General features: G+C 58.9%; 20 protein-coding genes and 4 tRNA genes. 13 read left to right on the top strand and 11 right to left on the bottom strand.

Going from position 1 to position 20565, the window contains the following annotated elements; translation table 11 throughout:
• Window positions 1-68 precede the first annotated feature (68 nt).
• The gene (locus ASD60_RS19845) at window positions 69-1091 is read right to left on the bottom strand and encodes an outer membrane protein assembly factor BamD (protein WP_056855650.1); all 1023 of its coding nucleotides are present in this window, start codon (window positions 1089-1091) and stop codon (window positions 69-71) included.
• A gap of 151 nt (window positions 1092-1242) precedes the next feature.
• Between ASD60_RS19845 and rluD the strand changes: the two genes are divergently transcribed.
• The 7 genes from rluD (at window position 1243) to ASD60_RS19810 (ending at window position 6337) form a co-directional block, all read left to right on the top strand.
• Window positions 1243-2205: a 23S rRNA pseudouridine(1911/1915/1917) synthase RluD gene (gene rluD, locus ASD60_RS19840; RefSeq protein ID WP_056855649.1), complete on the top strand. Its 963-nt coding sequence runs from the start codon at window positions 1243-1245 to the stop codon at window positions 2203-2205.
• On the top strand, window positions 2202-2927 hold the full coding sequence (pgeF, locus tag ASD60_RS19835; protein WP_056855648.1) for a peptidoglycan editing factor PgeF: 726 nt from the start codon (window positions 2202-2204) through the stop codon (window positions 2925-2927). Before rluD ends, pgeF begins: the two co-directional genes overlap by 4 nt.
• Window positions 2928-3057: 130 nt before the next feature.
• On the top strand, window positions 3058-5622 hold the full coding sequence (clpB, locus tag ASD60_RS19830; RefSeq protein ID WP_056855647.1) for an ATP-dependent chaperone ClpB: 2565 nt from the start codon (window positions 3058-3060) through the stop codon (window positions 5620-5622).
• A gap of 300 nt (window positions 5623-5922) precedes the next feature.
• Window positions 5923-5998: transfer RNA gene (locus tag ASD60_RS19825), tRNA-Asn, on the top strand.
• A gap of 9 nt (window positions 5999-6007) precedes the next feature.
• A tRNA-Pro gene (locus ASD60_RS19820) sits at window positions 6008-6084 on the top strand.
• A gap of 5 nt (window positions 6085-6089) precedes the next feature.
• Window positions 6090-6165: transfer RNA gene (locus ASD60_RS19815), tRNA-Lys, on the top strand.
• 95 nt (window positions 6166-6260) lie between these two features.
• A tRNA-Pro gene (locus ASD60_RS19810) sits at window positions 6261-6337 on the top strand.
• Window positions 6338-6517: 180 nt separating this feature from the next.
• Here the strand turns inward: ASD60_RS19810 and ASD60_RS19805 are convergent.
• Genes ASD60_RS19805 through ASD60_RS19790 form a run of 4 tightly spaced genes read right to left on the bottom strand, consistent with a single transcriptional unit; the run spans window position 6518 to window position 9252 of the window.
• Window positions 6518-7816, bottom strand: coding sequence for an NAD(P)/FAD-dependent oxidoreductase (locus ASD60_RS19805; protein WP_056855646.1), 1299 nt, complete (start codon window positions 7814-7816; stop codon window positions 6518-6520).
• 60 nt (window positions 7817-7876) lie between these two features.
• Window positions 7877-8050: a DUF3094 domain-containing protein gene (locus tag ASD60_RS19800; RefSeq protein WP_007970531.1), complete on the bottom strand. Its 174-nt coding sequence runs from the start codon at window positions 8048-8050 to the stop codon at window positions 7877-7879.
• A gap of 51 nt (window positions 8051-8101) precedes the next feature.
• Entirely contained in the window at window positions 8102-8629 is a 528-nt protein-coding gene (locus ASD60_RS19795) for an MOSC domain-containing protein (RefSeq protein WP_056855645.1), read from the bottom strand.
• Entirely contained in the window at window positions 8626-9252 is a 627-nt protein-coding gene (locus ASD60_RS19790) for a DUF1780 domain-containing protein (protein WP_007970534.1), read from the bottom strand. Before ASD60_RS19790 ends, ASD60_RS19795 begins: the two co-directional genes overlap by 4 nt.
• Window positions 9253-9471: 219 nt before the next feature.
• On the opposite strand from ASD60_RS19790, the gene ASD60_RS19785 reads away from it, so the two are divergent.
• From ASD60_RS19785 to ASD60_RS19775, 3 genes are read left to right on the top strand one after another with little or no spacing between them, the layout of a single operon-like run.
• Entirely contained in the window at window positions 9472-10815 is a 1344-nt protein-coding gene (locus ASD60_RS19785; protein WP_056855644.1) for an aromatic acid/H+ symport family MFS transporter, read from the top strand.
• Between the two features lie 3 nt (window positions 10816-10818).
• Window positions 10819-12030, top strand: coding sequence for a benzoate/H(+) symporter BenE family transporter (locus tag ASD60_RS19780; protein ID WP_056855643.1), 1212 nt, complete (start codon window positions 10819-10821; stop codon window positions 12028-12030).
• A 10-nt stretch (window positions 12031-12040) separates the two neighbouring features.
• Window positions 12041-13309, top strand: a complete 1269-nt coding sequence (locus ASD60_RS19775) for an OprD family porin (protein ID WP_056855642.1) — start codon at window positions 12041-12043, stop codon at window positions 13307-13309.
• Between the two features lie 8 nt (window positions 13310-13317).
• Here the strand turns inward: ASD60_RS19775 and ASD60_RS19770 are convergent, their stop codons facing one another.
• Window positions 13318-13560 (bottom strand): DUF2790 domain-containing protein, encoded by a 243-nt coding sequence (locus ASD60_RS19770; protein ID WP_056855641.1) that lies wholly within the window; start codon window positions 13558-13560, stop codon window positions 13318-13320.
• A 249-nt stretch (window positions 13561-13809) separates the two neighbouring features.
• On the opposite strand from ASD60_RS19770, the gene ASD60_RS19765 reads away from it, so the two are divergent.
• Window positions 13810-14499, top strand: a complete 690-nt coding sequence (locus ASD60_RS19765; RefSeq protein WP_056855640.1) for an energy-coupling factor ABC transporter permease — start codon at window positions 13810-13812, stop codon at window positions 14497-14499.
• 27 nt (window positions 14500-14526) lie between these two features.
• Here ASD60_RS19765 and yacG read toward each other — a convergent pair whose 3' ends face one another.
• Genes yacG through pilB form a run of 5 tightly spaced genes read right to left on the bottom strand, consistent with a single transcriptional unit; the run spans window position 14527 to window position 19138 of the window.
• The gene (gene yacG, locus ASD60_RS19760) at window positions 14527-14727 is read right to left on the bottom strand and encodes a DNA gyrase inhibitor YacG (protein WP_056855639.1); all 201 of its coding nucleotides are present in this window, start codon (window positions 14725-14727) and stop codon (window positions 14527-14529) included.
• Entirely contained in the window at window positions 14724-15347 is a 624-nt protein-coding gene (gene coaE, locus ASD60_RS19755; RefSeq protein WP_056855638.1) for a dephospho-CoA kinase, read from the bottom strand. The genes yacG and coaE overlap by 4 nt, the downstream gene beginning before the upstream one ends.
• Window positions 15344-16216 (bottom strand): prepilin peptidase, encoded by an 873-nt coding sequence (locus tag ASD60_RS19750; protein WP_056855637.1) that lies wholly within the window; start codon window positions 16214-16216, stop codon window positions 15344-15346. Before ASD60_RS19750 ends, coaE begins: the two co-directional genes overlap by 4 nt.
• Before the next feature lies 1 nt (window position 16217).
• A complete protein-coding gene (locus ASD60_RS19745; RefSeq protein WP_056855636.1) occupies window positions 16218-17435 on the bottom strand; it encodes a type II secretion system F family protein in 1218 nt (405 codons plus the stop codon).
• A gap of 2 nt (window positions 17436-17437) precedes the next feature.
• Window positions 17438-19138 (bottom strand): type IV-A pilus assembly ATPase PilB, encoded by a 1701-nt coding sequence (pilB, locus tag ASD60_RS19740; protein ID WP_056855635.1) that lies wholly within the window; start codon window positions 19136-19138, stop codon window positions 17438-17440.
• Window positions 19139-19363: 225 nt separating this feature from the next.
• On the opposite strand from pilB, the gene ASD60_RS19735 reads away from it, so the two are divergent.
• Together ASD60_RS19735 and ASD60_RS19730 are read left to right on the top strand one after the other, a co-directional pair.
• Window positions 19364-19771 carry a pilin gene (locus ASD60_RS19735; protein WP_056855634.1) on the top strand — a complete coding sequence of 136 codons (408 nt, stop codon included), beginning with the start codon at window positions 19364-19366 and terminating at the stop codon, window positions 19769-19771.
• 305 nt (window positions 19772-20076) lie between these two features.
• On the top strand, window positions 20077-20430 hold the full coding sequence (locus ASD60_RS19730) for a BON domain-containing protein (RefSeq protein ID WP_056855633.1): 354 nt from the start codon (window positions 20077-20079) through the stop codon (window positions 20428-20430).
• The last annotated feature ends 135 nt before the right edge of the window (window positions 20431-20565 follow it).

Below are 20565 nucleotides of genomic sequence, written 5' to 3'. Positions count from 1 at the left end.
GCCAACCACAAAAAAAACCCAATAAAAAAGGGAGACTCAAGCGTCTCCCTTTTGTACCGCCGGTCGTGTCAGTCGAACACGCCGAAGGTCATGTAGCTGAACCACGAACGGTCTTCGTTGTTGCCTTCAGCTTCGTGTTCCTCTTCCTCGATCACTTCGCCATCTGCGTCTTTAGGCTTGAGTTCGTTCGGAATGGCGTCCTTCGCGTCCTGGAACTGCTTCTGCACGTCCTGGTTGGCGCGGGTTTCTCCCGGCGGCAGCGGCGGACGGGATTCGATCAGGCCCAGGGTGGCCTTGCTCAGCCACGAACGGTTGTCGGCTTCGTCAACCGACGGTACGAACTGACCGTCCACCAACGATGGGTGGTTCGGGTAGTTGAGTTTCAGGGTTTCAAGGCTGGTGGCGGCCAGTTCGTCGAGATGCAGACGCTGGTAGGCCTCGGTCATCACCGCCAGGCCGTCGGCGACCGATGGGGTTTCCTGGAAGTTTTCCACCACATAGCGCCCACGGTTTGCCGCAGCGACATAGGCCTGACGGGTCAGGTAATAGTCGGCAACGTGGATTTCGTAGGCTGCCAGCAGGTTGCGCAGGTAGATCATGCGCTGCTTGGCGTCAGGCGAGTAGCGGCTGTTCGGGAAGCGGCTGGTCAGCTGGGCGAACTCGTTGTAGGAGTCGCGCGCGGCACCCGGGTCACGCTTGGTCATGTCCAGCGGCAGGAAGCGCGACAGCAGACCAACGTCCTGGTCGAAAGAAGTCAGGCCCTTGAGGTAATAAGCGTAATCGACATTCGGGTGCTGCGGATGCAGACGAATGAAACGCTCCGCAGCGGCTTTTGCAGCCTCGGGTTCCGCGTTCTTGTAGTTGGCGTAGATGAGCTCGAGTTGAGCCTGATCGGCATAACGACCGAACGGATAACGCGATTCCAGAGCCTTCAGCTTGGCGGTGGCGCTGGTGTAGCTGTTGTTGTCCAGGTCGGCTTGAGCCTGTTGGTACAACTCGACTTCACTCAGGTTTTCGTCTACGACTTCCTTCGATGAGCAAGCAGCGGTCAATGCGAGGATGGCGATCAGCAGCAGGTGTTTCACTTGCATGGCGGCTTGCGTCCCTATGACGGCCGCTGTCTTGGGCGTGGCCGTCCTGTTATGATGAGCGCCCCGTTGAATAGCCTCGGGGCAAAAGACGCCGTATTTAACCACAAGCGCGCAGCCGAAACCAAAGGCTGTGCCGACGCCTAGTCTGAGCATGTCCGATAAAATTGAACTTCGCGCAGAGGTGCCGTCCGAATTGGGCGGCCAACGCCTCGATCAAGTCGCCGCACAATTATTCGCTGAGCACTCGCGCTCGCGCCTTTCCGCCTGGATCAAAGACGGCCGCCTGACTGTGGATGGGGCGGTTATCCGCCCGCGAGACATCGTTCATGGTGGCGCCATTCTTGAACTCACTGCCGAGCAGGAAGCTCAGGGCGAATGGGTCGCTCAAGACATAGCCCTGGACATCGTCTACGAAGACGACGAAATCCTGGTGATCAACAAGCCTGCGGGCCTGGTGGTGCATCCGGCTGCCGGTCACGCCGACGGCACCTTGCTCAACGCCCTGCTGCACCATGTACCGGACATCATCAATGTGCCCCGCGCCGGTATCGTGCATCGCCTGGACAAGGACACCACCGGTCTGATGGTGGTGGCCAAGACCATTCAGGCGCAGACGCAGCTGGTTACACAGTTGCAGAGCCGCAGCGTCAGCCGCATCTATGAATGCATCGTGATCGGTGTGGTAACGGCTGGCGGCAAGATCAACGCGCCAATCGGTCGCCACGGCCAGCAGCGCCAGCGCATGGCGGTAATGGAGGGGGGCAAGCAGGCCGTCAGCCACTACCGCGTGCTTGAGCGTTTCCGCTCCCACACTCACGTGCGGGTGAAGCTGGAGACCGGTCGTACGCACCAGATTCGCGTACACATGGCCCACATCAACTTCCCGTTGGTCGGAGATCCTGCCTACGGCGGTCGTTTCCGGATTCCGCCGGCAGCCAACCCGACCATGGTCGAGTCGCTGAAAAACTTCCCGCGTCAGGCACTGCATGCACGGTTCCTGGAGCTGGATCACCCGACGACCGGTGAGCGCATGAGTTGGGAGTCGCCGCTGCCGGAAGATTTCGTCTGGTTGCTGACCCTGCTCAAGCAAGACCGCGAGGCGTTCATCGGATGAGTGACTGGCTGATTCCTGACTGGCCCGCGCCGGCCGGGGTCAAAGCCTGTGTGACCACCCGTGCGGGCGGCGTCAGTCTGGCGCCGTTCGACAGCCTCAACCTCGGCGATCACGTCGGCGACAGCCCTGAGGCCGTCGCCGAAAATCGCCGTCGTCTTACCGATCATTTCTCTATTCAACCGGCCTGGCTGCAGCAGGTCCACGGCATTGTCGTGGCCCATGCCGATCCGGGCCGGGTGGACACGGCTGACGCCAGCTGGACCTCAACGCCGGGCGTCGCCTGCGCGGCGATGACCGCCGATTGCCTGCCTGCGCTGTTTTGCGATCGTGCCGGTACCCGCGTTGCTGCAGCCCATGCCGGTTGGCGCGGGTTGGCGGCTGGCGTGCTGGAAGCCACCCTCGACAGTCTGGCGGTGCCACCTGCCGAAGTATTGGTCTGGCTCGGTCCAGCCATTGGCCCGCAAGCCTTTGAAGTCGGCCCGGAAGTGCGCGAAACCTTCGTGCAGCAATTGCCGCAGGCGGCTGAAGCCTTCGTGCCGAGTCAAAACCCCGGCAAGTTCATGGCCGACATCTATAGGCTTGCGCGTCTGCGCCTGGCTGCTCGCGGCGTCACCGCTGTCTACGGTGGCGGTTTCTGTACCGTGACCGACCCGCGTTTCTATTCTTACCGCCGGGCCCCTCGCACCGGTCGGTTCGCCTCCTTGATCTGGCTCGCCCGCTAAGCTTCTCTGATCTGCATCAATGTATTGATGCTTGAAACTCCCAGAATCGACCGCATCTATAACGGTATCTGGCAGGTTTCTTCATTCAGGATGTTTTATAGGTCCGGCCTGCTCAAAAGGAAGGTGACCCATGCGTATAGACCGTTTAACCAGCAAATTGCAGTTGGCGTTGTCCGATGCCCAATCCCTGGCCGTCGGCCTCGATCATCCGGCCATCGAGCCGGCGCACTTGATGCAGGCCTTGCTCGAACAGCAGGGCGGCTCGATCAAGCCCCTGCTGATGCAGGTGGGCTTCGACGTCAACAGCCTGCGTAAAGAGCTGACCAAAGAGCTCGACCAACTGCCGAAAATCCAGAACCCGACCGGCGACGTCAATATGTCGCAGGATCTGGCGCGTCTGCTCAACCAGGCTGACCGTCTGGCTCAGCAGAAGGGCGACCAGTTCATCTCCAGCGAGCTGGTCCTGCTCGCCGCCATGGACGAAAACAGCAAGCTCGGCAAGCTGTTGCTCGGTCAGGGCGTGAGCAAAAAGGCTTTGGAAAACGCGATCAACAACCTGCGCGGTGGCGAGGCCGTCAACGACCCGAACCACGAGGAGGCGCGTCAGGCGCTGGACAAATACACCGTCGACCTGACCAAGCGTGCTGAAGAGGGCAAGCTTGATCCGGTGATCGGCCGCGACGACGAAATCCGCCGTACGATTCAGGTGCTGCAACGCCGCACCAAAAACAACCCGGTGCTGATTGGTGAACCTGGCGTGGGTAAAACCGCGATCGCCGAAGGCCTGGCCCAGCGCATCATCAATGGTGAAGTGCCGGATGGCCTCAAGGGCAAACGCCTGTTGTCCCTGGACATGGGGGCGTTGATTGCCGGTGCCAAATATCGCGGTGAGTTCGAAGAGCGGCTCAAGGCATTGCTCAACGAACTGTCGAAGCAGGAAGGACAGATCATTCTGTTCATCGACGAGCTGCATACCATGGTTGGCGCCGGTAAGGGCGAAGGCTCGATGGATGCAGGCAACATGCTCAAGCCGGCCCTGGCGCGCGGTGAATTGCATTGCGTCGGCGCTACCACGCTCAATGAGTACCGCCAATATATAGAGAAGGATGCCGCTCTCGAACGGCGCTTCCAGAAAGTGTTGGTGGACGAACCGAGCGAAGAGGACACCATTGCCATCCTGCGTGGCCTGAAAGAGCGCTACGAGGTTCACCACAAGGTGGCGATCACCGACGGTGCGATCATCGCGGCGGCCAAGCTCAGTCATCGCTACATCACTGACCGGCAATTGCCGGACAAGGCCATCGACCTGATCGACGAGGCTGCCAGCCGCATCCGCATGGAGATCGATTCCAAGCCCGAAGTGCTGGACCGACTCGAGCGTCGCCTGATTCAACTGAAGGTGGAATCCCAGGCGCTGAAGAAAGAAAGCGACGACGCAGCGAAGAAACGTCTGGAAAAACTCCAGGAAGAAATCGCTCGGCATGAGCGCGAGTACTCGGACCTCGAAGAAATCTGGAATTCGGAAAAAGCCGAGGTGCAGGGTTCTGCGCAGATCCAGCAAAAGATCGAACAGTCCCGCCAGGAACTGGAAACCGCTCGCCGCAAGGGCGACCTGAACCGCATGGCGGAATTGCAGTACGGGGTGATCCCGGACCTGGAACGCAGCCTGCAAATGGTCGACCAGCATGGCAAAGCGGAAAACCAGTTGCTGCGCAGCAAGGTGACTGAAGAAGAGATCGCCGAAGTTGTTTCGAAGTGGACCGGTATTCCCGTGTCGAAGATGCTCGAAGGCGAGCGCGAAAAACTGATGAAGATGGAAAGCCTGTTGCACCAGCGTGTGATTGGCCAGGACGAAGCGGTGGTCGCGGTTTCCAACGCGGTACGGCGTTCCCGCGCCGGGTTGTCCGACCCGAACCGGCCGAGCGGCTCGTTCATGTTCCTCGGCCCTACCGGTGTCGGTAAAACCGAGCTGTGCAAGGCGCTGGCCGAGTTCCTCTTTGACACTGAAGAGGCGATGGTGCGGATCGACATGTCCGAATTCATGGAGAAACATTCCGTGGCTCGCTTGATCGGGGCGCCACCAGGCTATGTCGGCTACGAAGAAGGCGGGTATCTGACCGAGGCGGTGCGTCGCAAGCCTTACTCGGTGATCCTCATGGACGAAGTCGAGAAGGCGCACCCGGATGTGTTCAACGTCTTGCTGCAAGTGCTTGAAGACGGTCGCCTGACGGATAGCCATGGCCGCACGGTGGACTTCAAGAACACTGTGATCGTCATGACTTCCAACCTGGGGTCGGTGCAGATCCAGGAACTGGTCGGTGATCGTGAAGCACAGCGTGCGGCGGTAATGGATGCGATTTCCACGCACTTCCGGCCTGAGTTCATCAACCGGGTCGACGAAGTGGTGATCTTCGAACCGTTGGCGCGGGATCAGATCGCCGGCATTACCGAGATCCAGTTGGGTCGTCTGCGTAGTCGTCTGACTGAACGTGAGCTCAAACTCGAGCTCAGCCCTGAGGCGATGGATAAGCTCATCGCGGTGGGTTACGACCCGGTGTATGGCGCTCGGCCGCTCAAGCGAGCGATTCAGCGCTGGATCGAGAACCCGCTGGCACAGCTGATTCTGTCGGGCCGATTCATGCCAGGCGACACAGCCCACGGTGTGGTGGAAAACGACGAAATCGTCTTCGTCTGATCCTCGGCGGCAGCAAAAATGAAAAGGCCTCGCATTGCGAGGCCTTTTTTTCGTTAGGCTGTTGAACTCAAAGGAAAAGGCTTGTAAAGTGCGCCCCGCAGTCAGTCACCCGCCAGGGTTTTTGCTCCCCAAGCAGGAATCCAAAATAAGTTGCAAATCATTAACTTGAAAGCAATTTAGGGGGTTGACAGAGGTGCTGAAGATTGTAGAATAGCGCGCCTCAGACACACGAACGCAGCGATGCGAACGAGTCGAAGAGAACGCAGTAAAGCTTCAATGTTGTAAATTGAAATATGTAGTTCCGTGATAGCTCAGTCGGTAGAGCAAATGACTGTTAATCATTGGGTCCCAGGTTCGAGTCCTGGTCACGGAGCCAATTTCAAACCGGGGTATAGCGCAGTCCGGTAGCGCGCCTGCTTTGGGAGCAGGATGTCAGGAGTTCGAATCCCCTTACCCCGACCATTTTTGGGTCGTTAGCTCAGTTGGTAGAGCAGTTGGCTTTTAACCAATTGGTCGTAGGTTCGAATCCCACACGACCCACCATTTTTGAAACCAGTTAGCGCTGGGATCGAATCTTAAGATCAGACGCCAAAAGCTCTGTTCGCAGAAGGCGCCTTTCGAAGGTGCCTTTTTTTTACCGGGGTATAGCGCAGTCCGGTAGCGCGCCTGCTTTGGGAGCAGGATGTCAGGAGTTCGAATCCCCTTACCCCGACCATATTAAAAATCCTCGTATCGAAAGATACGGGGATTTTTTTTGTCTTCGAAAAACGCTCTCGAACACCATAAAAACTTGTGGGAGCTGGCTTGCCAGCGATTGCGGTGGGTCATTCAGCGAAGATGTCGACTGAGACACCGCAATCGCGGGCAAGCCCGCTCCCTCAGGGATTGGCGTGTTTTAGTGCAGCTTGAGCCGTGGCTCAGTCCCACGTCCGATCTTGCTGCCCAGCATCAGCATTGCCGTACGGAACGGCCCGTACAGCGCCATCTGGTGCATACGATACAGCGAAACGTAAAACATCCGCGCCAACCAGCCTTCAAGCATTACGCTGCCGGTGAGGTTGCCCATCAAATTACCGACTGCCGAAAAACGCGACAGCGAGATCAGCGAGCCGTAGTCGGTGTACTTGTATTCCGGCAGCGCCTTGCCTTCGATCCGTAGCTTCAGCGATTTGGCCAGCAGTGACGCTTGTTGGTGCGCAGCCTGGGCTCGCGGCGGTACGTTGCGGTCGCTGCCCGGCTGCGGGCAGGCGGCGCAGTCGCCGAAGGCGAAGATGTTCTCGTCGCGGGTGGTTTGCAGGGTCGGCAGTACTTGCAGCTGATTGATGCGGTTGGTTTCCAGGCCGTCGATGTCCTTGAGGAAACCCGGTGCGCGAATCCCCGCCGCCCAGACCTTCAGGCTGGCCTTGATCACGTTGCCGTCGGCGGTGATCAGGCTGTCGGCCGTCACTTCGCTGACCGCTGCGTTGGTCATCACGTTGACCCCGAGTTTCTCCAGGGTTTTATGCACAGGCCCGCCGATGCGTTCCGGCAGCGCTGGCAGTACCCGTGGCCCGGCTTCGATCAGGGTGATGTGCATGTTTTCCGGTTTGATCCGGTCCAGGCCATAGGCTGCCAGCTCATGTGCCGCGTTGTGCAGTTCGGCGGCCAGTTCGACCCCGGTGGCACCGGCGCCGACGATGGCCACGCTGATCTGCTCGACTTTGTCGGTCTGCCCGGCATGGGCGCGCAGGTAGTGGTTGAGCAATTGCTGGTGGAAGCGTTCGGCTTGTTTGCGGGTATCGAGGAACAGGCAGTGCTGGGCCGCGCCCAAGGTGCCGAAGTCGTTGGTGGTGCTGCCGACGGAGATCACCAGCGAGTCGTAAGGTACTTCGCGGGCGGGCACCAGTTCCAGCCCGGCTTCGTCATAGGTGGCAGCCAGCTGGATTTTCTTGTTCGCACGATCGAGCCCGCTCATGCGCCCCAACTGAAACTCGAAGTGGTTCCATTTGGCCTGGGCAACATAGTTGAGTTCATCTTCGGAGGAGTTCAGCGACCCGGCCGCCACTTCGTGCAACAACGGTTTCCAGATGTGGGTCAGGTTCGCGTCGACCAGCATCACGCTGGCCGTACCGCGCTTGCCCAGAGTCTTACCCAGACGGGTAGCCAACTCCAGACCGCCGGCGCCGCCGCCGACAATGACAATACGATGGGACATGGGGATAACTCGCAAGGCTAAAGGAAATCGGTGCAATTACCCGTGCGAGCGCGAGGCAGCTCATAGCGTCAGGTAACTGATAAGTCGGCTCAACAGGCCCAAACCAATGGTCACTGCCAGCACCAGCACAAGGAGCATCCACGGCCGGAAAGGTCGGCGCTCGACTTGGTGCTGGGACAGTTGCAGGTACTCTTCGACATGCTTTTGGTCGTCGGGGTTCAGGCGGCTGGTCATAAAGGCCTCGTCAGGTAGACGTTGCTGAGTGTGTAGAAGCTACAGGCTGATTCAACGAACGTTGAACGGAGCATAGCCGGTGTCCGGAACAGGCTCGACGCTCAGCGTATCGTCCAGACGGATGATGCCACTTTGTAACACTCGGGCAGTGATCCCGCCATGTCCGCGTACGGCCTGAAATGTCCCTGGGCCGAGGTTGTTTTGCAGGCGAGCGCACGGTTGGCACCAGCCGGTGGTTTCGAAAATCGCCTGGCCGATGCGAAAGCGCCGGCCCTTGAGACTGAACAGGTTGATCCCGCTGATAACGAGATTGCGCCGCAGATCCTCAGGCTTGACCGGTCGATCATCCGGGCGGCCCATCAATGAGCTGATCACAGCCAGATGCTCCCACTGAATCAGCGTCACCTGCCGCGCATTGCGCACACCGGGACGTGCGCGATCACCGGTCAACCCGGCCTCGAGCCGGGCTTCCACGGCATCCAGCTCGATCATTGGCACGTGCGGTGCCGGGCGCACGCCGATCCAGCGAACGCGGCCGGTTTGCGGGACTTGGGCAATCAGTTCCTGCAATGGACTCACAGGCTGATCCCTACATCGAACACGATGCTGCGTCCCAGGTTGCTGCGCAGAAAGTCCGGTGCATCGGGATGGGCGAACAGCACACGGGCGAATGTAGGCCCCACCAGCGACAGCGAGCGCCAACCCTGGCGCAGGTACTCGGTGGGCGGCGGGAAATGGCTGTTGAGGTCCAGCACCTCGCGCTTGAGGCTGGCGAAGGCAATGATGTCCAGTTCGCCCAGGTCCATGCCGCGTTCTTTGTAGTTATGCGCCTTTTTGCGCAAGGTCGGCGCCAGCCGCAGCAGGAACTCGTTGGCCGGGATGCGTCGTGGCTTGGCCTCGCGACGCACCAGTTGGCTCAGGGAAAACGCACTGCGTCGACGTTGCAGTTCATCGCGCCACTCATCATTGAGGCGCCGGCCCTCATCGAGCACGAAGAACACTTCGAAACTGGCATCGCGAAACAACACATCCGGCGGTTCCCCGGCCGGGGCGAATTCGTCGGCGCGATAGGGAATGTTCAGCCCTTGCAGCAGGCGTTGGCAGACCCAACGCTCACGCTCCCATTTGCGGGCATTGGACAGGAACGCGTTGGCTTGCTCGGCCGCGATGGTCAGCAGGCGTAAGTAATCTGAGTCATCCATAGGCCCAAGCTTAGCGTCCAAATGTGTTCGCAAAGAAGACAATTTGTCGCGGAGGGCCGATTCCTCACGTTCCCATGCCCGTTTCAGGGCGCTGCACAAAACGGATAGTGATCTGCGCGCACTGGATATTGCCGCGTATCCGCTGGCTCTACCCTCGGCTGTACGGACGTAAGCCGTGTTACCGACGCTCTAAAAAAACAACAACAAGAGATATATGCCATGCGCAAGATCGACGTACATGAGGTTATCGACAACGCTCGTTTCAACCGCTTTCACTGGATGGTGCTGTTCTGGTGTGCGCTGATCATCATCTTCGACGGCTACGATTTGGTGATCTACGGCGTGGTCTTGCCAATGCTGATGAAAGAGTGGGGGCTCAGTCCCCTGCAGGCCGGTGCTCTGGGCAGCTATGCCCTGTTCGGCATGATGTTCGGCGCACTGTTCTTCGGCCCGTTGTCTGACCGGATCGGCCGCAAGAAAGCCATCACTCTCTGCGTAATACTCTTCAGTGGCTTCACCGTGATCAACGGTTTTGCACGAAACCCCACCGAGTTCGGCATTTGCCGCTTCATTGCCGGCCTCGGCATTGGTGGCGTGATGCCCAATGTCGTGGCCCTGATGAACGAGTACGCACCGAAAAAAATCCGCAGCACACTGGTAGCGATCATGTTCAGTGGTTACTCGGTGGGCGGCATGTTGTCCGCTGGGCTGGGCATTGTGCTGATCCCGAGTTTCGGCTGGCAGTCGGTGTTTTACGTAGCGATCCTGCCGTTGCTGTTGTTGCCGCTGATCATGTATTTCCTGCCGGAGTCGGTGGGCTTCATGTTGCGTCAGGGGCGAAATGAAGAGGCGCGCAACGTTCTGCAACGCATTGATCCCGCTTACGTCGCGCAAACGTCTGATCAATTGCACATGGCTGAAGTGAAGGGCACGGGCACTCCGGTGTTGCAGCTGTTCCGCGAGGGCCGTGCGTTGCGTACGCTGATGCTGTGGCTGGCGTTCTTCTGCTGCCTGTTGATGGTCTACGCGTTGAGTTCCTGGTTGCCGAAGCTGATGGCGAATGCCGGTTACAGTCTGGGTTCGAGTTTGTCGTTCCTGCTGGTATTGAATTTCGGGGCGATTTTCGGCGCTGTGGGCGGCGGGGTATTGGGCGACAAACTCAATCTGCCGAAAGTGCTGGCGGGGTTTTTTGCCATGGCGGCGGTGTCGATCACCCTGTTGGGCTTTAACAGCCCGATGCCGGTGTTGTACCTGCTGATCGCCATTGCCGGCGCCACTACCATCGGTTCGCAAATTCTGTTGTACGCCTGCGCCGCGCAGTTTTACTCCATGACCATTCGATCCACCGGCCTGGGCTGGGCTTCGGGCATCGGACGCAACGGCGCCATTGTCGGTCCGCTGCTGGGCGGTGCCTTGCTCGGGATCAGCCTGCCCCTGCAACTGAACTTCATGGCGTTTGCCGTGCCCGGTGCGGTGGCGGCCCTGGCCATGACCGTGTTCGCCATCAGCAGCCGTCGCAGCGCCTTGAGCGTCAGCCCGGCGCTGCCAGCGACCGGTGCCTGAGTCATGAAACGGTTTTTCCAGGACTTCTCGCTATCAGCGGCCGTGGCTGGATTCATCGCCACGGTGATTTCCTACGCCGGGCCGCTGGTGATCATCTTTCAGGCGGCTGAAGCGGCAGATCTTTCTCGGCAAGTGTTGTCGTCCTGGATCTGGGCGATCTCCATCGGCAGCGCTGTGCTCGGAATCGGTTTGAGCCTGCGCTACCGCGTCCCGGTGATCATCGCCTGGTCGGCGCCGGGCTCGGCGTTGCTGGTGGCGCTGTTGCCGGAAATTTCCATGGCGCAGGCGGTCGGCGCTTATCTGGTGAGCAGCCTGATCATTTTCCTGGTCGGCATTTCCGGAGCTTTTGACCGGATCATCAGCAAGCTTCCCGCCGCCATTGCCGCGGCGATGCTGGCGGGGATCCTGTTCAGTTTCGGTACCGGGTTGTTTGTGTCGATGCAGCACAAGCCGTTGCTGGTGCTGACCATGTTTGCCAGCTACCTGGTGTGCAAGCGGGTGATGCCGCGTTATGCGGTGATGATGGTGTTGCTGGTGGGCTGTTCGATTGCCGCATTCACTGGCGATTTGCATCGTGAAGCGTTGGTGATCGGCCTGGCCACGCCGGTGTGGATCACGCCCGAGTTCAGCCTGGGTGCAATCCTGAACATCGCCTTGCCGCTGGTGATGGTGGCGCTGACCGGTCAGTTCGTGCCCGGTATGGCGGTGCTGCGCGCCAGCGGTTATCCGACGCCGGCCAGCCCGATCATCGCCAGCAGTGCGCTGGGCACGGCGCTGCTGGCGCCGTTCGGTTGCCATGGGCTGAATCTGGCGGCGATCACCGCCGCGATCTGCACCGGTCGCGAAGCCCACGAAGACCCACGCAAACGCTATGTAGCCGGGGTTGTGGGCGGCCTCTGCTACCTGCTGCTCGGGATCTTCGGTGCCACGCTGGTTTCGCTGTTTTCGGCGTTCCCCAAAGAGTTGATCGCGGCGCTGGCCGGGTTGGCGTTGTTCGCCGCCATTGCCTCGGCGTTAACGGGCGCGATGGCTGTGCCGAGCGATCGTGAAGCCGCGCTGGTGACCTTTCTGATCACGGCCTCGGGCATGTCTTTGTATGGCTTGTCCGCGGCGTTTTGGGGATTGATTTTCGGCATGGTCACCCATGCGCTGTTGAACGTCCGTCGCGAATCCGATGCAACTGAAGCTCTTCAACCTGTCGATCAAAAACAATAAGAGAAAGGCAATGAAACAGAGTCTCCCAACAACCGGTTCAGCGTTGTCCCTGGCTTTCGTCTCGGGTTTTTCCACGGACGCAATGGCCGCAGAAAAAGGCTTTATCGAAGACACCACAGCGACGTTGCAGGCGCGCAACTATTACTTCAGCCGTGACTATTCCGACATCGTCGGCGCCAACCGGCAATCGAAGGCCGAGGAGTGGGCGCAAGGCTTCATTCTCAATGTGAAATCCGGTTACACCCAGGGTACCGTCGGCTTCGGTGTGGACGTCATTGGCCTGCTCGGCCTCAAGCTCGACAGTGCCCCTGACCGGACCAATACCGGTTTGTTGCCGGTGCAGGACGACGGCCGTGCGGCGGACAACTACAGCCGTCTGGAGGGCGCATTGAAAATGCGCTACTCCAGAACCGAGCTGAAAGTCGGTGAGCTGCAACCCAATCTGCCGGTATTGGTGTTCAGCGATATTCGCCTTCTGCCTCCGAGTTACCAGGGCGCAAGCATTACTTCCAACGAGATCAATGGCCTGACCCTGCAAGGTGGTCATTTGCGTTCAACCAGCCTGCGCAACGAGGCTGGCGATGAGAAGATGCAAGCCATGCTTGGCCACGTTCCGCAGCGTCAGGCCAGCAGTGACGGGTTCAATTTTGCCGGTGCTGATTACGCCTTCAACGAAAAGCGCACCTCGGTCAGCGCCTGGTACGGTCAGCTGGAAGACATCTACAACCAGCGCTTCCTCGGTCTGAAGCACAGTGAGCCTTTGGGCGACTGGATTCTCGGCGCCAATCTCGGTTACTTCGATTCGCGCGAGGACGGCAAAAAGTTACTGGGCAACATCGACAACCAGGCGCTCTTCTCGTTGCTGTCGGCCAAGCGTGGTGGCCATACGTTTTACGTCGGCTATCAGGGCATGTTTGGCGACAGCGCGTTCCCACGGGTGTTTGCCAACATCTCACCGCTGGGCAACGAAGTGCCGACCTACGAGTTCGCCTACACCGATGAACGTTCCTGGCAGGCGCGCTATGACTATGATTTCGCGGCGCTCGGAGTTCCGGGGCTGACCAGTACCGTGCGCTACATCAGTGGCAACAATGTCGATACCGGGCAAGGCTTCGAAGGCAAGGACCGCGAGCGAGACCTGGACATCGGCTATGTGCTGCAGAGCGGCAGTCTCAAGGGTTTGGGCATACGCGTGCGCAATGCCATGGCGCGATCCAACTACCGCAGCGATATCGATGAGAACCGCTTGATCTTCAGTTACACCTGGACCTTGTTATGAAGCGCTGATCACAGGTTGCTGGTGCAATCACCCATGACGTCGTAGGTCACGCGATGGGTCTGGCCCTGATGATCGATGTACACCATAGTCGCCGGTACAACCCCGCAGGCGGTCGCTGTGTCGGACACCGAAACCACCTTGGCGATGTCCAGTGGCTGCGCCGGGTTGTACATCACCGCGGCAGGTTGGTTGTCGGCAGCCATGGCCGAGGTGGCGATGACGGTCAGCAACAGGCTGATCAACGTTTTCATGCTGGCGTGCTCCGGTTCGGTTTCATGGGTAAATTTTAGTCTTCGCCAGCGTCCGATAAAGGGGCGAATGCCGGATGCAGTCTTGCGTAAAACGTAACAATCACGGCCTGCTCTGTGCAGCGTTGGCGAAATTGTTCGCCAGGTATGAGGCGGTCATCGACGATCTGCAGCATTGGGCATGAGATCGAAAGGGGCGGTGTAGACTGGAGGCCTGTCCGCCTACGGCAAGAAAAGGGAGTGCGCCCCGTCATGATCGGTGCCGAGTTACTGTCTTGCGCAACCCTCACCGTGGGTTGGTTGATCTACGTACCGGTTTTGATTTGGGCCGCTGCGCGTGCGCCTTGGGTCGAACTGTTCACCGACAGTCGTCGCCAGCATTTGCTGTTCGGCACGGTGTTCGCGTTGTTTCTGTTGTGGTTGGTACGGCGCGATTTCGATACCGGCGTGTCTTACCACTTCATCGGCATGACGGCGGTGACCCTGCTGCTGGACTGGCCGCTGGCACTCGTCGGCGGGTTGGTGGCGCAGATGGGGCTGGTGCTGCTGGGGCGTCAGGACCTGGCCGCTGTCGGGGTCAACGGCGCCTTGTTGATCGCCTTGCCGGTGCTGGTGACCGAATGCTGCGCAATCCTTGTGGAGCGCGCGCAGCCGCGTAACCCCTTCGTGTACATCTTCGTTTCCGGATTTTTTGCGGCGGCTCTGTCGGCGTTACTGTGCCTGCTGCTTGCGCTTTGGTTGCTGTGGTTCGACGAACGTTTTGCCATGCCGTACTGGCTGGAAGATTTCGTCGGTTACCTGTGGCTGATCATTTTTCCGGAGGCGTTCATCAACGGCATGGTGGTCAGCGCGTTGGTGGTGTTCTGTCCCGAGTGGCTGGAGACCTTCAACCGCACGCGCTATCTGTCGGCGCCGTGGAAGGACGACGATCCCAAGTCTTGATGAGCCCGGGATCGTCGTTGCGACGGCTCAGTGGCGCGGATCGAAATCGCCGCTGAACAGTTCGTCCTCGGCATCGGGGGCGACCGGAATTTTATGCTCTTCCGACGCCCAGGCGCCGAGGTCGATGAGTTTGCAACGGTCCGAGCAGAACGGCCGGAATTTACTCTCTGCACTCCATTCCACAGGGGCGCCGCAGGTCGGGCATTCGACGGTTGGGGTTTGGCTCATGACTGGCCTCCACGCAAAGTTAGGTAAAAGTGATGCAGGCGTTCGACCTCGCTGTGCAGCCAGGCGAGGTCGCGGTCATTGACCACCACATCGTCGGCATGGCTGATGCGATCCTGACGGCTGGACTGCGCCTTGAGAATCGCCTGGACCTGCTGTTCGCTGGTCTTGTCGCGCTGCAAGGTGCGTTCGATCTGTAGCTGTTCAGGGGCATCGATGACCAGCACCCTTTGGGTCATCGCGTATTGGCCGGACTCGATCAGCAGTGGTGATACCAGGATCGCGTAAGGTGATTTTGCCAGTGCCAGGTGATGGGCGATTTCTTCACCGATCAGCGGATGCAGCAAGGCTTCCAGCCAGCGACGTTCATCCGGGACTTCGAAGATCAGATTGCGCAACGCGGCGCGATCCAGTTGGCCATCGGCCTGCAATACGCCGGGGCCGAAGTGTTCGGCGATTTTCGCCAGCGCTGGCCGGCCCGGTTCCACCACCCAGCGTGCGGCGTGATCGGCATCGACCGCGTGCACACCCAGGTCGATGAAATGCTGGGCAGCCGCGCTTTTGCCGCTGCCAATGCCGCCGGTCAGGCCGAGAATCCAGGGTTTTTCCACAGGGGTATTCATTTCAAACCGACAAACTGCCAATAGAAGTCGGTTATTTGACCACCCCAGAGCAAGGCAATCCAGCCGGCAATTGCCAGATAGGGGCCAAAGGGGATCGGCGTCGACGTTCTGGCGTTGCGCACACGCAGGTAAATCACGCCAACAACAGCGCCCACCAGGGACGACAACAGGATCGTCAGCGGCAGAATCTGCCAGCCGCCCCAGGCGCCAAACATCGCCAGCAGCTTGAAATCTCCATGACCCATGCCGTCCTTGCCAGTGAGCAGCTTGAACAGCCAGAACACCGACCAGAGCGCCATGTAACCGGCAATCGCGCCCCACAACGCATCAGGCAACGGCACGAACAGAGCGAAACTGTTGACGATCAACCCCAGCCACAGCAAGGGCAGTACCAGCACATCCGGCAACAGTTGGTGCTCGGCGTCGATCAGGCTCATGGCCAACAGGCCCCAGCTGAGAGCTAATGCCATGCACGCTTGCCAGCCGAAACCGAAATGCCAGGCAATGAATGCCGACCCGAGGCCGCAGGCCAGTTCGATCAGCGGATAACGCTTGCTGATCGGTGCTGCACAGCCAGAGCAGCGCCCGCGCAGGAACAGGAAACTGAGCAGTGGAATGTTTTCCCACGGGCGAATCCGGTGGCCGCACTGTGGGCAATGGGAATGCGGCAGCATCAGGTTGAACGTCGGCAGCGGCGATTCGCCGGGCAGGCCGAGGATTTCATGGGCCTGCACGCGCCATTCGCGCTCGAGCATTTTCGGCAGGCGCCACACCAGTACGTTGAGAAAGCTGCCGACCAGCAGGCCGATCACCCCGGCGATCACTACGAACGCCAGCGGGTGTTGAATCAATATTTCGCTCAAGGGCATGTCAGATCGCTGAACCGAGTTGGAAGATGGGCAGGTACATGGCAACCACCAATCCCCCGACGATAACACCCAGCACCACCATGATGAACGGTTCCATCAGGCTGGTGAGGTTATCGACCATGTTGTCGACCTCGTCTTCGTAGAACCCGGCGACTTTGTCGAGCATGTCATCCAGTGCACCGGACTCCTCGCCGATGGCGGTCATCTGCACCGCCATGTTTGGAAAAATGCCGGATGTACGCATGGAGAAATTCAGCTGCATGCCCGTCGACACGTCTTGCTTGATGCGCAGTACCGCACGCTTGAACACGATGTTGCCGGTGGCCCCGGCCACCGACTCCAGGGCTTCCACCAACGGTACGCCGGCGGCGAAAGTGGTCGACAGCGTGCGGGCAAAACGGGCCACGGCGGACTTGTACATCAACGTGCCCACCAGCGGCAGCTTCAGCAGCCAGGCGTCCGTGCGATCGCGAAAGCCCTGTGACGTCCTGAAGGCGTGGCGCACTCCAAAAATCGCCGCAATCAGCGCGCCGAGCATGACCCACCACCAGTCCTGCATGAACCGTGAAAGGCCGATGACCATAACGGTGAACGCTGGCAGTTCGGCACCGAAGCCTTCGAACACCGACTGGAACTGTGGCACCACCTTGACCAGCAAAATGCCGGTCACGATGATCGCGACGAACACCACCACCAGCGGGTAGGTCATGGCTTTCTTGATCTTGGCCTTGAGACTTTCGCTCTTTTCCTTGTAGGTCGCTACCCGTTCCAGCAGCGTATCCAGCGCGCCGGCCTGCTCACCGGCGTCCACCAGGTTGCAGTACAGCTCATCGAAGTATTGCGGTTTTTTGCGCAAGGCGGCGGCGAAGCTGTTACCCGCCGCGACTTCCTGTTTCACCTCGTCCACCAGCTTGCGCATCATCGGGTTGTCGAAGCCTTCGCCGATGATGTCGAACGATTGCAGAAGCGGTACACCGGCTTTCATCATGGTCGCCATTTGCCGGGTGAAGAGGGCAATGTCGTGGGCCTTGATGCGTTTGCCCATGTCGAAAATCGACGTGGTTTTCTTGCGTACCTTGCCGGGGTTGATGCCTTGCTTGCGCAGTTGGGCCTTGACCAGCGCCGGGTTCTGCCCACTCAGCTCACCGCTGATTTTAGTGCCTTTGCGGTCTGTGCCTTCCCAGGCATACACGCTGATTTTCGCTGCCTTGACCGCCATGTTCAGTCCTTGGTGACCCGGTTGATTTCTTCCAGGCTGGTGATGCCCTGCATGGCCTTGAGCAGCCCTGAGGTGCGCAGGTCGTTGAAACCATCCTTGCGCATCTGGTCATCGATTTGCAGTGCGTTGCCTTCGGCCATGATCAGCCGTTGCAGGTCCGGCGTGTTCTTCACCACTTCATAAATCCCCACTCGCCCTTTGTAACCGCCATTGCAGTGATCGCAACCGACCGGTCCATAGATCGTGAAGGTGCCGATGCGTTCCTCAGGAAAGCCTTCCTTGATTAACGCTTCGCGGGGAATTTCCAGCGGAACGCGGCAATGGCTGCACAACTTGCGCGCCAGGCGCTGGGCAATGATCAGGCTGACGGAGGTGGCGATATTGAAACCCTGGATGCCCATGTTGTGCAGACGGGTCAGGGTTTGCGCGGCGCTGTTGGTGTGCAGGGTCGACAGCACCAGGTGCCCGGTCTGCGCAGCCTTGATGGCGATTTCGGCGGTTTCGAGGTCGCGAATTTCGCCGACCATGATCACGTCCGGGTCCTGCCGCAGGAATGAACGCAGCGCCTGGGCGAAATCCATGCCCTGTTTCGGGTTGACGTTGACCTGGTTGATGCCTTCCATGTTGATTTCGACCGGGTCTTCGGCGGTTGAAATATTGATATCCACGGTATTGAGAATGTTCAGCCCTGTGTAGAGCGAAACCGTTTTGCCCGAACCCGTGGGGCCGGTCACCAGAATCATTCCCTGCGGCTGTTTCAGCGCAGCCATGTACAGGTCTTTCTGGTCCGGCTCGTAACCGAGGGCGTCGATGCCCATTTGCGCGCTGGTGGGGTCGAGAATCCGGATGACCACTTTCTCGCCCCACAGTGTCGGCAGGGTATTGACCCGGAAGTCGATGGATTTGCTTTTGGACAGACGCATCTTGATCCGGCCGTCCTGGGGTCTGCGGCGTTCGGAGATGTCGAGGCTGGCCATGACCTTCAATCGTGCGGCGATGCGGTTGGCCAATTGGAACGGCGGCCGGGCGACTTCATGCAACACGCCATCGGTGCGCATCCGCACGCGGTAGTTCTTTTCGTAGGGCTCGAAGTGCAGGTCTGAAGAACCGCTCCTGATCGCATCGAGCAGCATTTTATGGACGAAACGCACCACCGGTGCGTCATCGGCCTCCTGACCGCCGATAGCGTCCTGGCGTTTGTCGTCGGTGGTCTCGATGTCGAGGCCATCGAGGTCTACATCGGCGATGTCTTCCAGGCCAGAGCCATGGCTGTCGAAGAACTTCTCGATGGCATCGCTGAGTTTGTCGTCTTCGACCAGGATCGCTTCGGTCGTGAGCCCGGTGCTGAACTGGATGTCATTGATGGCTTGATGGTTGGTCGGGTCGGAAACGCCGACGAACAACTTGTTGCCACGGCGCCAGAGGGGCAGGGCGTGATGCTGGCGGACCAGTTTCTCGCTGACCAGGCCTTTGGGCTGAATGTCCTTGTCCAGGGTATGCAGGTCGAGCAGGGCCATGCCGAAATGTTCCGAGGCGATCTCGGCAACCTGGCGGCTTTTAACCAGCTTGTTCTGGACCAGGTAGGTCACCAGGGAAATCCGGTTGCGTTGGGCTTGTTGATACGCCTGTTGCGCGCTTTTGTCAGTGAGCAGCTCGGCCAGGACCAATTGCTTGGCCAGACCGCTGAGGGCGATGTCATTCATTGGGATACCGGACGCAGACATTTAATGACTTATAGCCTAGTCAAGCAACGGAACCAAACCAGCAGCGCCGAGGTGACAAAAAGTGTCAGATAGTGCGGATCCTGGGAGTAGGAAAGGCCTTCAAGGCTGGCGAGTACCCCGCCAACAGGGCGTGCAGGGCTTGGCATGGGCTGTGCTGCGACAGGTTCAGATCATGAGATTTCGACTCATGCACGGAGGCTGTCTATGAACACTCAAAAAGGTTTTACCCTGATCGAGTTGCTGATCGTGGTGGCGATCATCGGGATTCTCGCGACGTTTGCGATACCGGCGTATTCCAAGTATCAGGCGCGGGCCAAGGTCACGGCGGGGCTGGCGGAGATTTCGGCGTTGAAAGTGCCTTTTGAGGACGTTATCAATCAAGGGACCGACCCTGATCTAACCAAGGTAGGCGGAACTGCGACTACGGCTAATTGCACTACGACCGCGTCGGGCAAGGCTGTTGATGGAACTGGCACGATCGCTTGCACGATTCTAAATGCGCCAGGGCCGGTACTAAACAAGACCATCACTCTTACGCGTGCTCTGACCGGGTGGACCTGTACGACCACTGTGGATCAGGAATATGCACCTAAAGGCTGCACCAAAGTCTGACCTTTTTTGGTATATCCACCCCTGCTTATGCAGGGGTTTTTTTTTCGCGTCAGGCAGTTGGATTGAGTATTGATAAAAATTGCCGAAATTTCATGGCCTTAGGCCGGCGAGAAAACCCGCAACTTGCATGCAGATAAAGTTCAACTCATGCATTTTGCACGAATGCGGAAAATTGCGTTTTTCATAACGTATTGATTTTTAAGGATTAATTGTCTGTCTCAAACTTGGCACAGCGTTCGCAATATCTCTGGTAACCCTGCTGACATGAAACCAGCAGACTTTCCAGAAAAACAGGAGTTACTCGTATGAAGAAGTTCGCTATCTCTGCCGCTGCTGCTACCGCGCTGACCCTGACCATGGCCAACGTTGCATTTGCCCAGACTCAGGCCACTCAAGCACCGATGATGCTGGCCGCCGGTGAAGTCACCGAAGCGAAAGAGGATGTTTCCGATACCTGGATCACTACCAAAGTCAAATCAGACCTGATTACCGAAAAAGGCATTCCGGGTACCGATATCAAAGTGGAAACCAACAAAGGCGTGGTGTCCCTGTCGTCCACCGTTGCGGTGACCGATGCTCAGAAATCCACTGCTGTGGCGATCACCAAGAAAATCAAAGGCGTCAAAGCGGTCTCCGCTGACGGCCTGAAAGCCGAGTAAGGCTAGGCTTCTCGCCTGGACCGGGAGAAGACGCGATAGACGGGCCGAGTCATACGTCTATCGCTTCTTGAGTGTTCATGCGAACGGCCACAAGGACGTGGCCATTACAGGCCCCGGCATTCGTGTCGGGGCCTG

The sequence above is a fragment of the Pseudomonas sp. Root562 genome (genome assembly GCF_001427125.1).
In the GTDB taxonomy this organism is placed as follows: Bacteria; Pseudomonadota; Gammaproteobacteria; order Pseudomonadales; family Pseudomonadaceae; genus Aquipseudomonas.
The sequence above is the reverse complement of the archived record's forward strand: the minus strand, read 5'-3'. Positions and strand labels throughout refer to the sequence as shown.

Excerpts from the sequence above, each read along its gene's own strand:
- ASD60_RS19780 (WP_056855643.1), top strand. The coding sequence starts at position 10,819 with ATGAAACGGTTTTTCCAGGACTTCTCGCTATCAGCGGCCGTGGCTGGA.
- yacG (WP_056855639.1), bottom strand. The coding sequence starts at position 14,727 with ATGAGCCAAACCCCAACCGTCGAATGCCCGACCTGCGGCGCCCCTGTG.
- ASD60_RS19745 (WP_056855636.1), bottom strand. The coding sequence starts at position 17,435 with ATGGCGGTCAAGGCAGCGAAAATCAGCGTGTATGCCTGGGAAGGCACA.
- pilB (WP_056855635.1), bottom strand. The coding sequence starts at position 19,138 with ATGAATGACATCGCCCTCAGCGGTCTGGCCAAGCAATTGGTCCTGGCC.
- ASD60_RS19800 (WP_007970531.1), bottom strand. The coding sequence starts at position 8,050 with ATGACCAGCCGCCTGAACCCCGACGACCAAAAGCATGTCGAAGAGTAC.
- ASD60_RS19770 (WP_056855641.1), bottom strand. The coding sequence starts at position 13,560 with ATGAAAACGTTGATCAGCCTGTTGCTGACCGTCATCGCCACCTCGGCC.
- coaE (WP_056855638.1), bottom strand. The coding sequence starts at position 15,347 with ATGAATACCCCTGTGGAAAAACCCTGGATTCTCGGCCTGACCGGCGGC.
- ASD60_RS19845 (WP_056855650.1), bottom strand. The coding sequence starts at position 1,091 with ATGCAAGTGAAACACCTGCTGCTGATCGCCATCCTCGCATTGACCGCT.
- ASD60_RS19750 (WP_056855637.1), bottom strand. The coding sequence starts at position 16,216 with ATGCCCTTGAGCGAAATATTGATTCAACACCCGCTGGCGTTCGTAGTG.
- ASD60_RS19765 (WP_056855640.1), top strand. The coding sequence starts at position 13,810 with ATGATCGGTGCCGAGTTACTGTCTTGCGCAACCCTCACCGTGGGTTGG.
- pgeF (WP_056855648.1), top strand. The coding sequence starts at position 2,202 with ATGAGTGACTGGCTGATTCCTGACTGGCCCGCGCCGGCCGGGGTCAAA.
- ASD60_RS19775 (WP_056855642.1), top strand. The coding sequence starts at position 12,041 with ATGAAACAGAGTCTCCCAACAACCGGTTCAGCGTTGTCCCTGGCTTTC.
- ASD60_RS19735 (WP_056855634.1), top strand. The coding sequence starts at position 19,364 with ATGAACACTCAAAAAGGTTTTACCCTGATCGAGTTGCTGATCGTGGTG.
- ASD60_RS19805 (WP_056855646.1), bottom strand. The coding sequence starts at position 7,816 with ATGTCCCATCGTATTGTCATTGTCGGCGGCGGCGCCGGCGGTCTGGAG.
- ASD60_RS19790 (WP_007970534.1), bottom strand. The coding sequence starts at position 9,252 with ATGGATGACTCAGATTACTTACGCCTGCTGACCATCGCGGCCGAGCAA.
- ASD60_RS19785 (WP_056855644.1), top strand. The coding sequence starts at position 9,472 with ATGCGCAAGATCGACGTACATGAGGTTATCGACAACGCTCGTTTCAAC.
- ASD60_RS19730 (WP_056855633.1), top strand. The coding sequence starts at position 20,077 with ATGAAGAAGTTCGCTATCTCTGCCGCTGCTGCTACCGCGCTGACCCTG.
- rluD (WP_056855649.1), top strand. The coding sequence starts at position 1,243 with ATGTCCGATAAAATTGAACTTCGCGCAGAGGTGCCGTCCGAATTGGGC.
- clpB (WP_056855647.1), top strand. The coding sequence starts at position 3,058 with ATGCGTATAGACCGTTTAACCAGCAAATTGCAGTTGGCGTTGTCCGAT.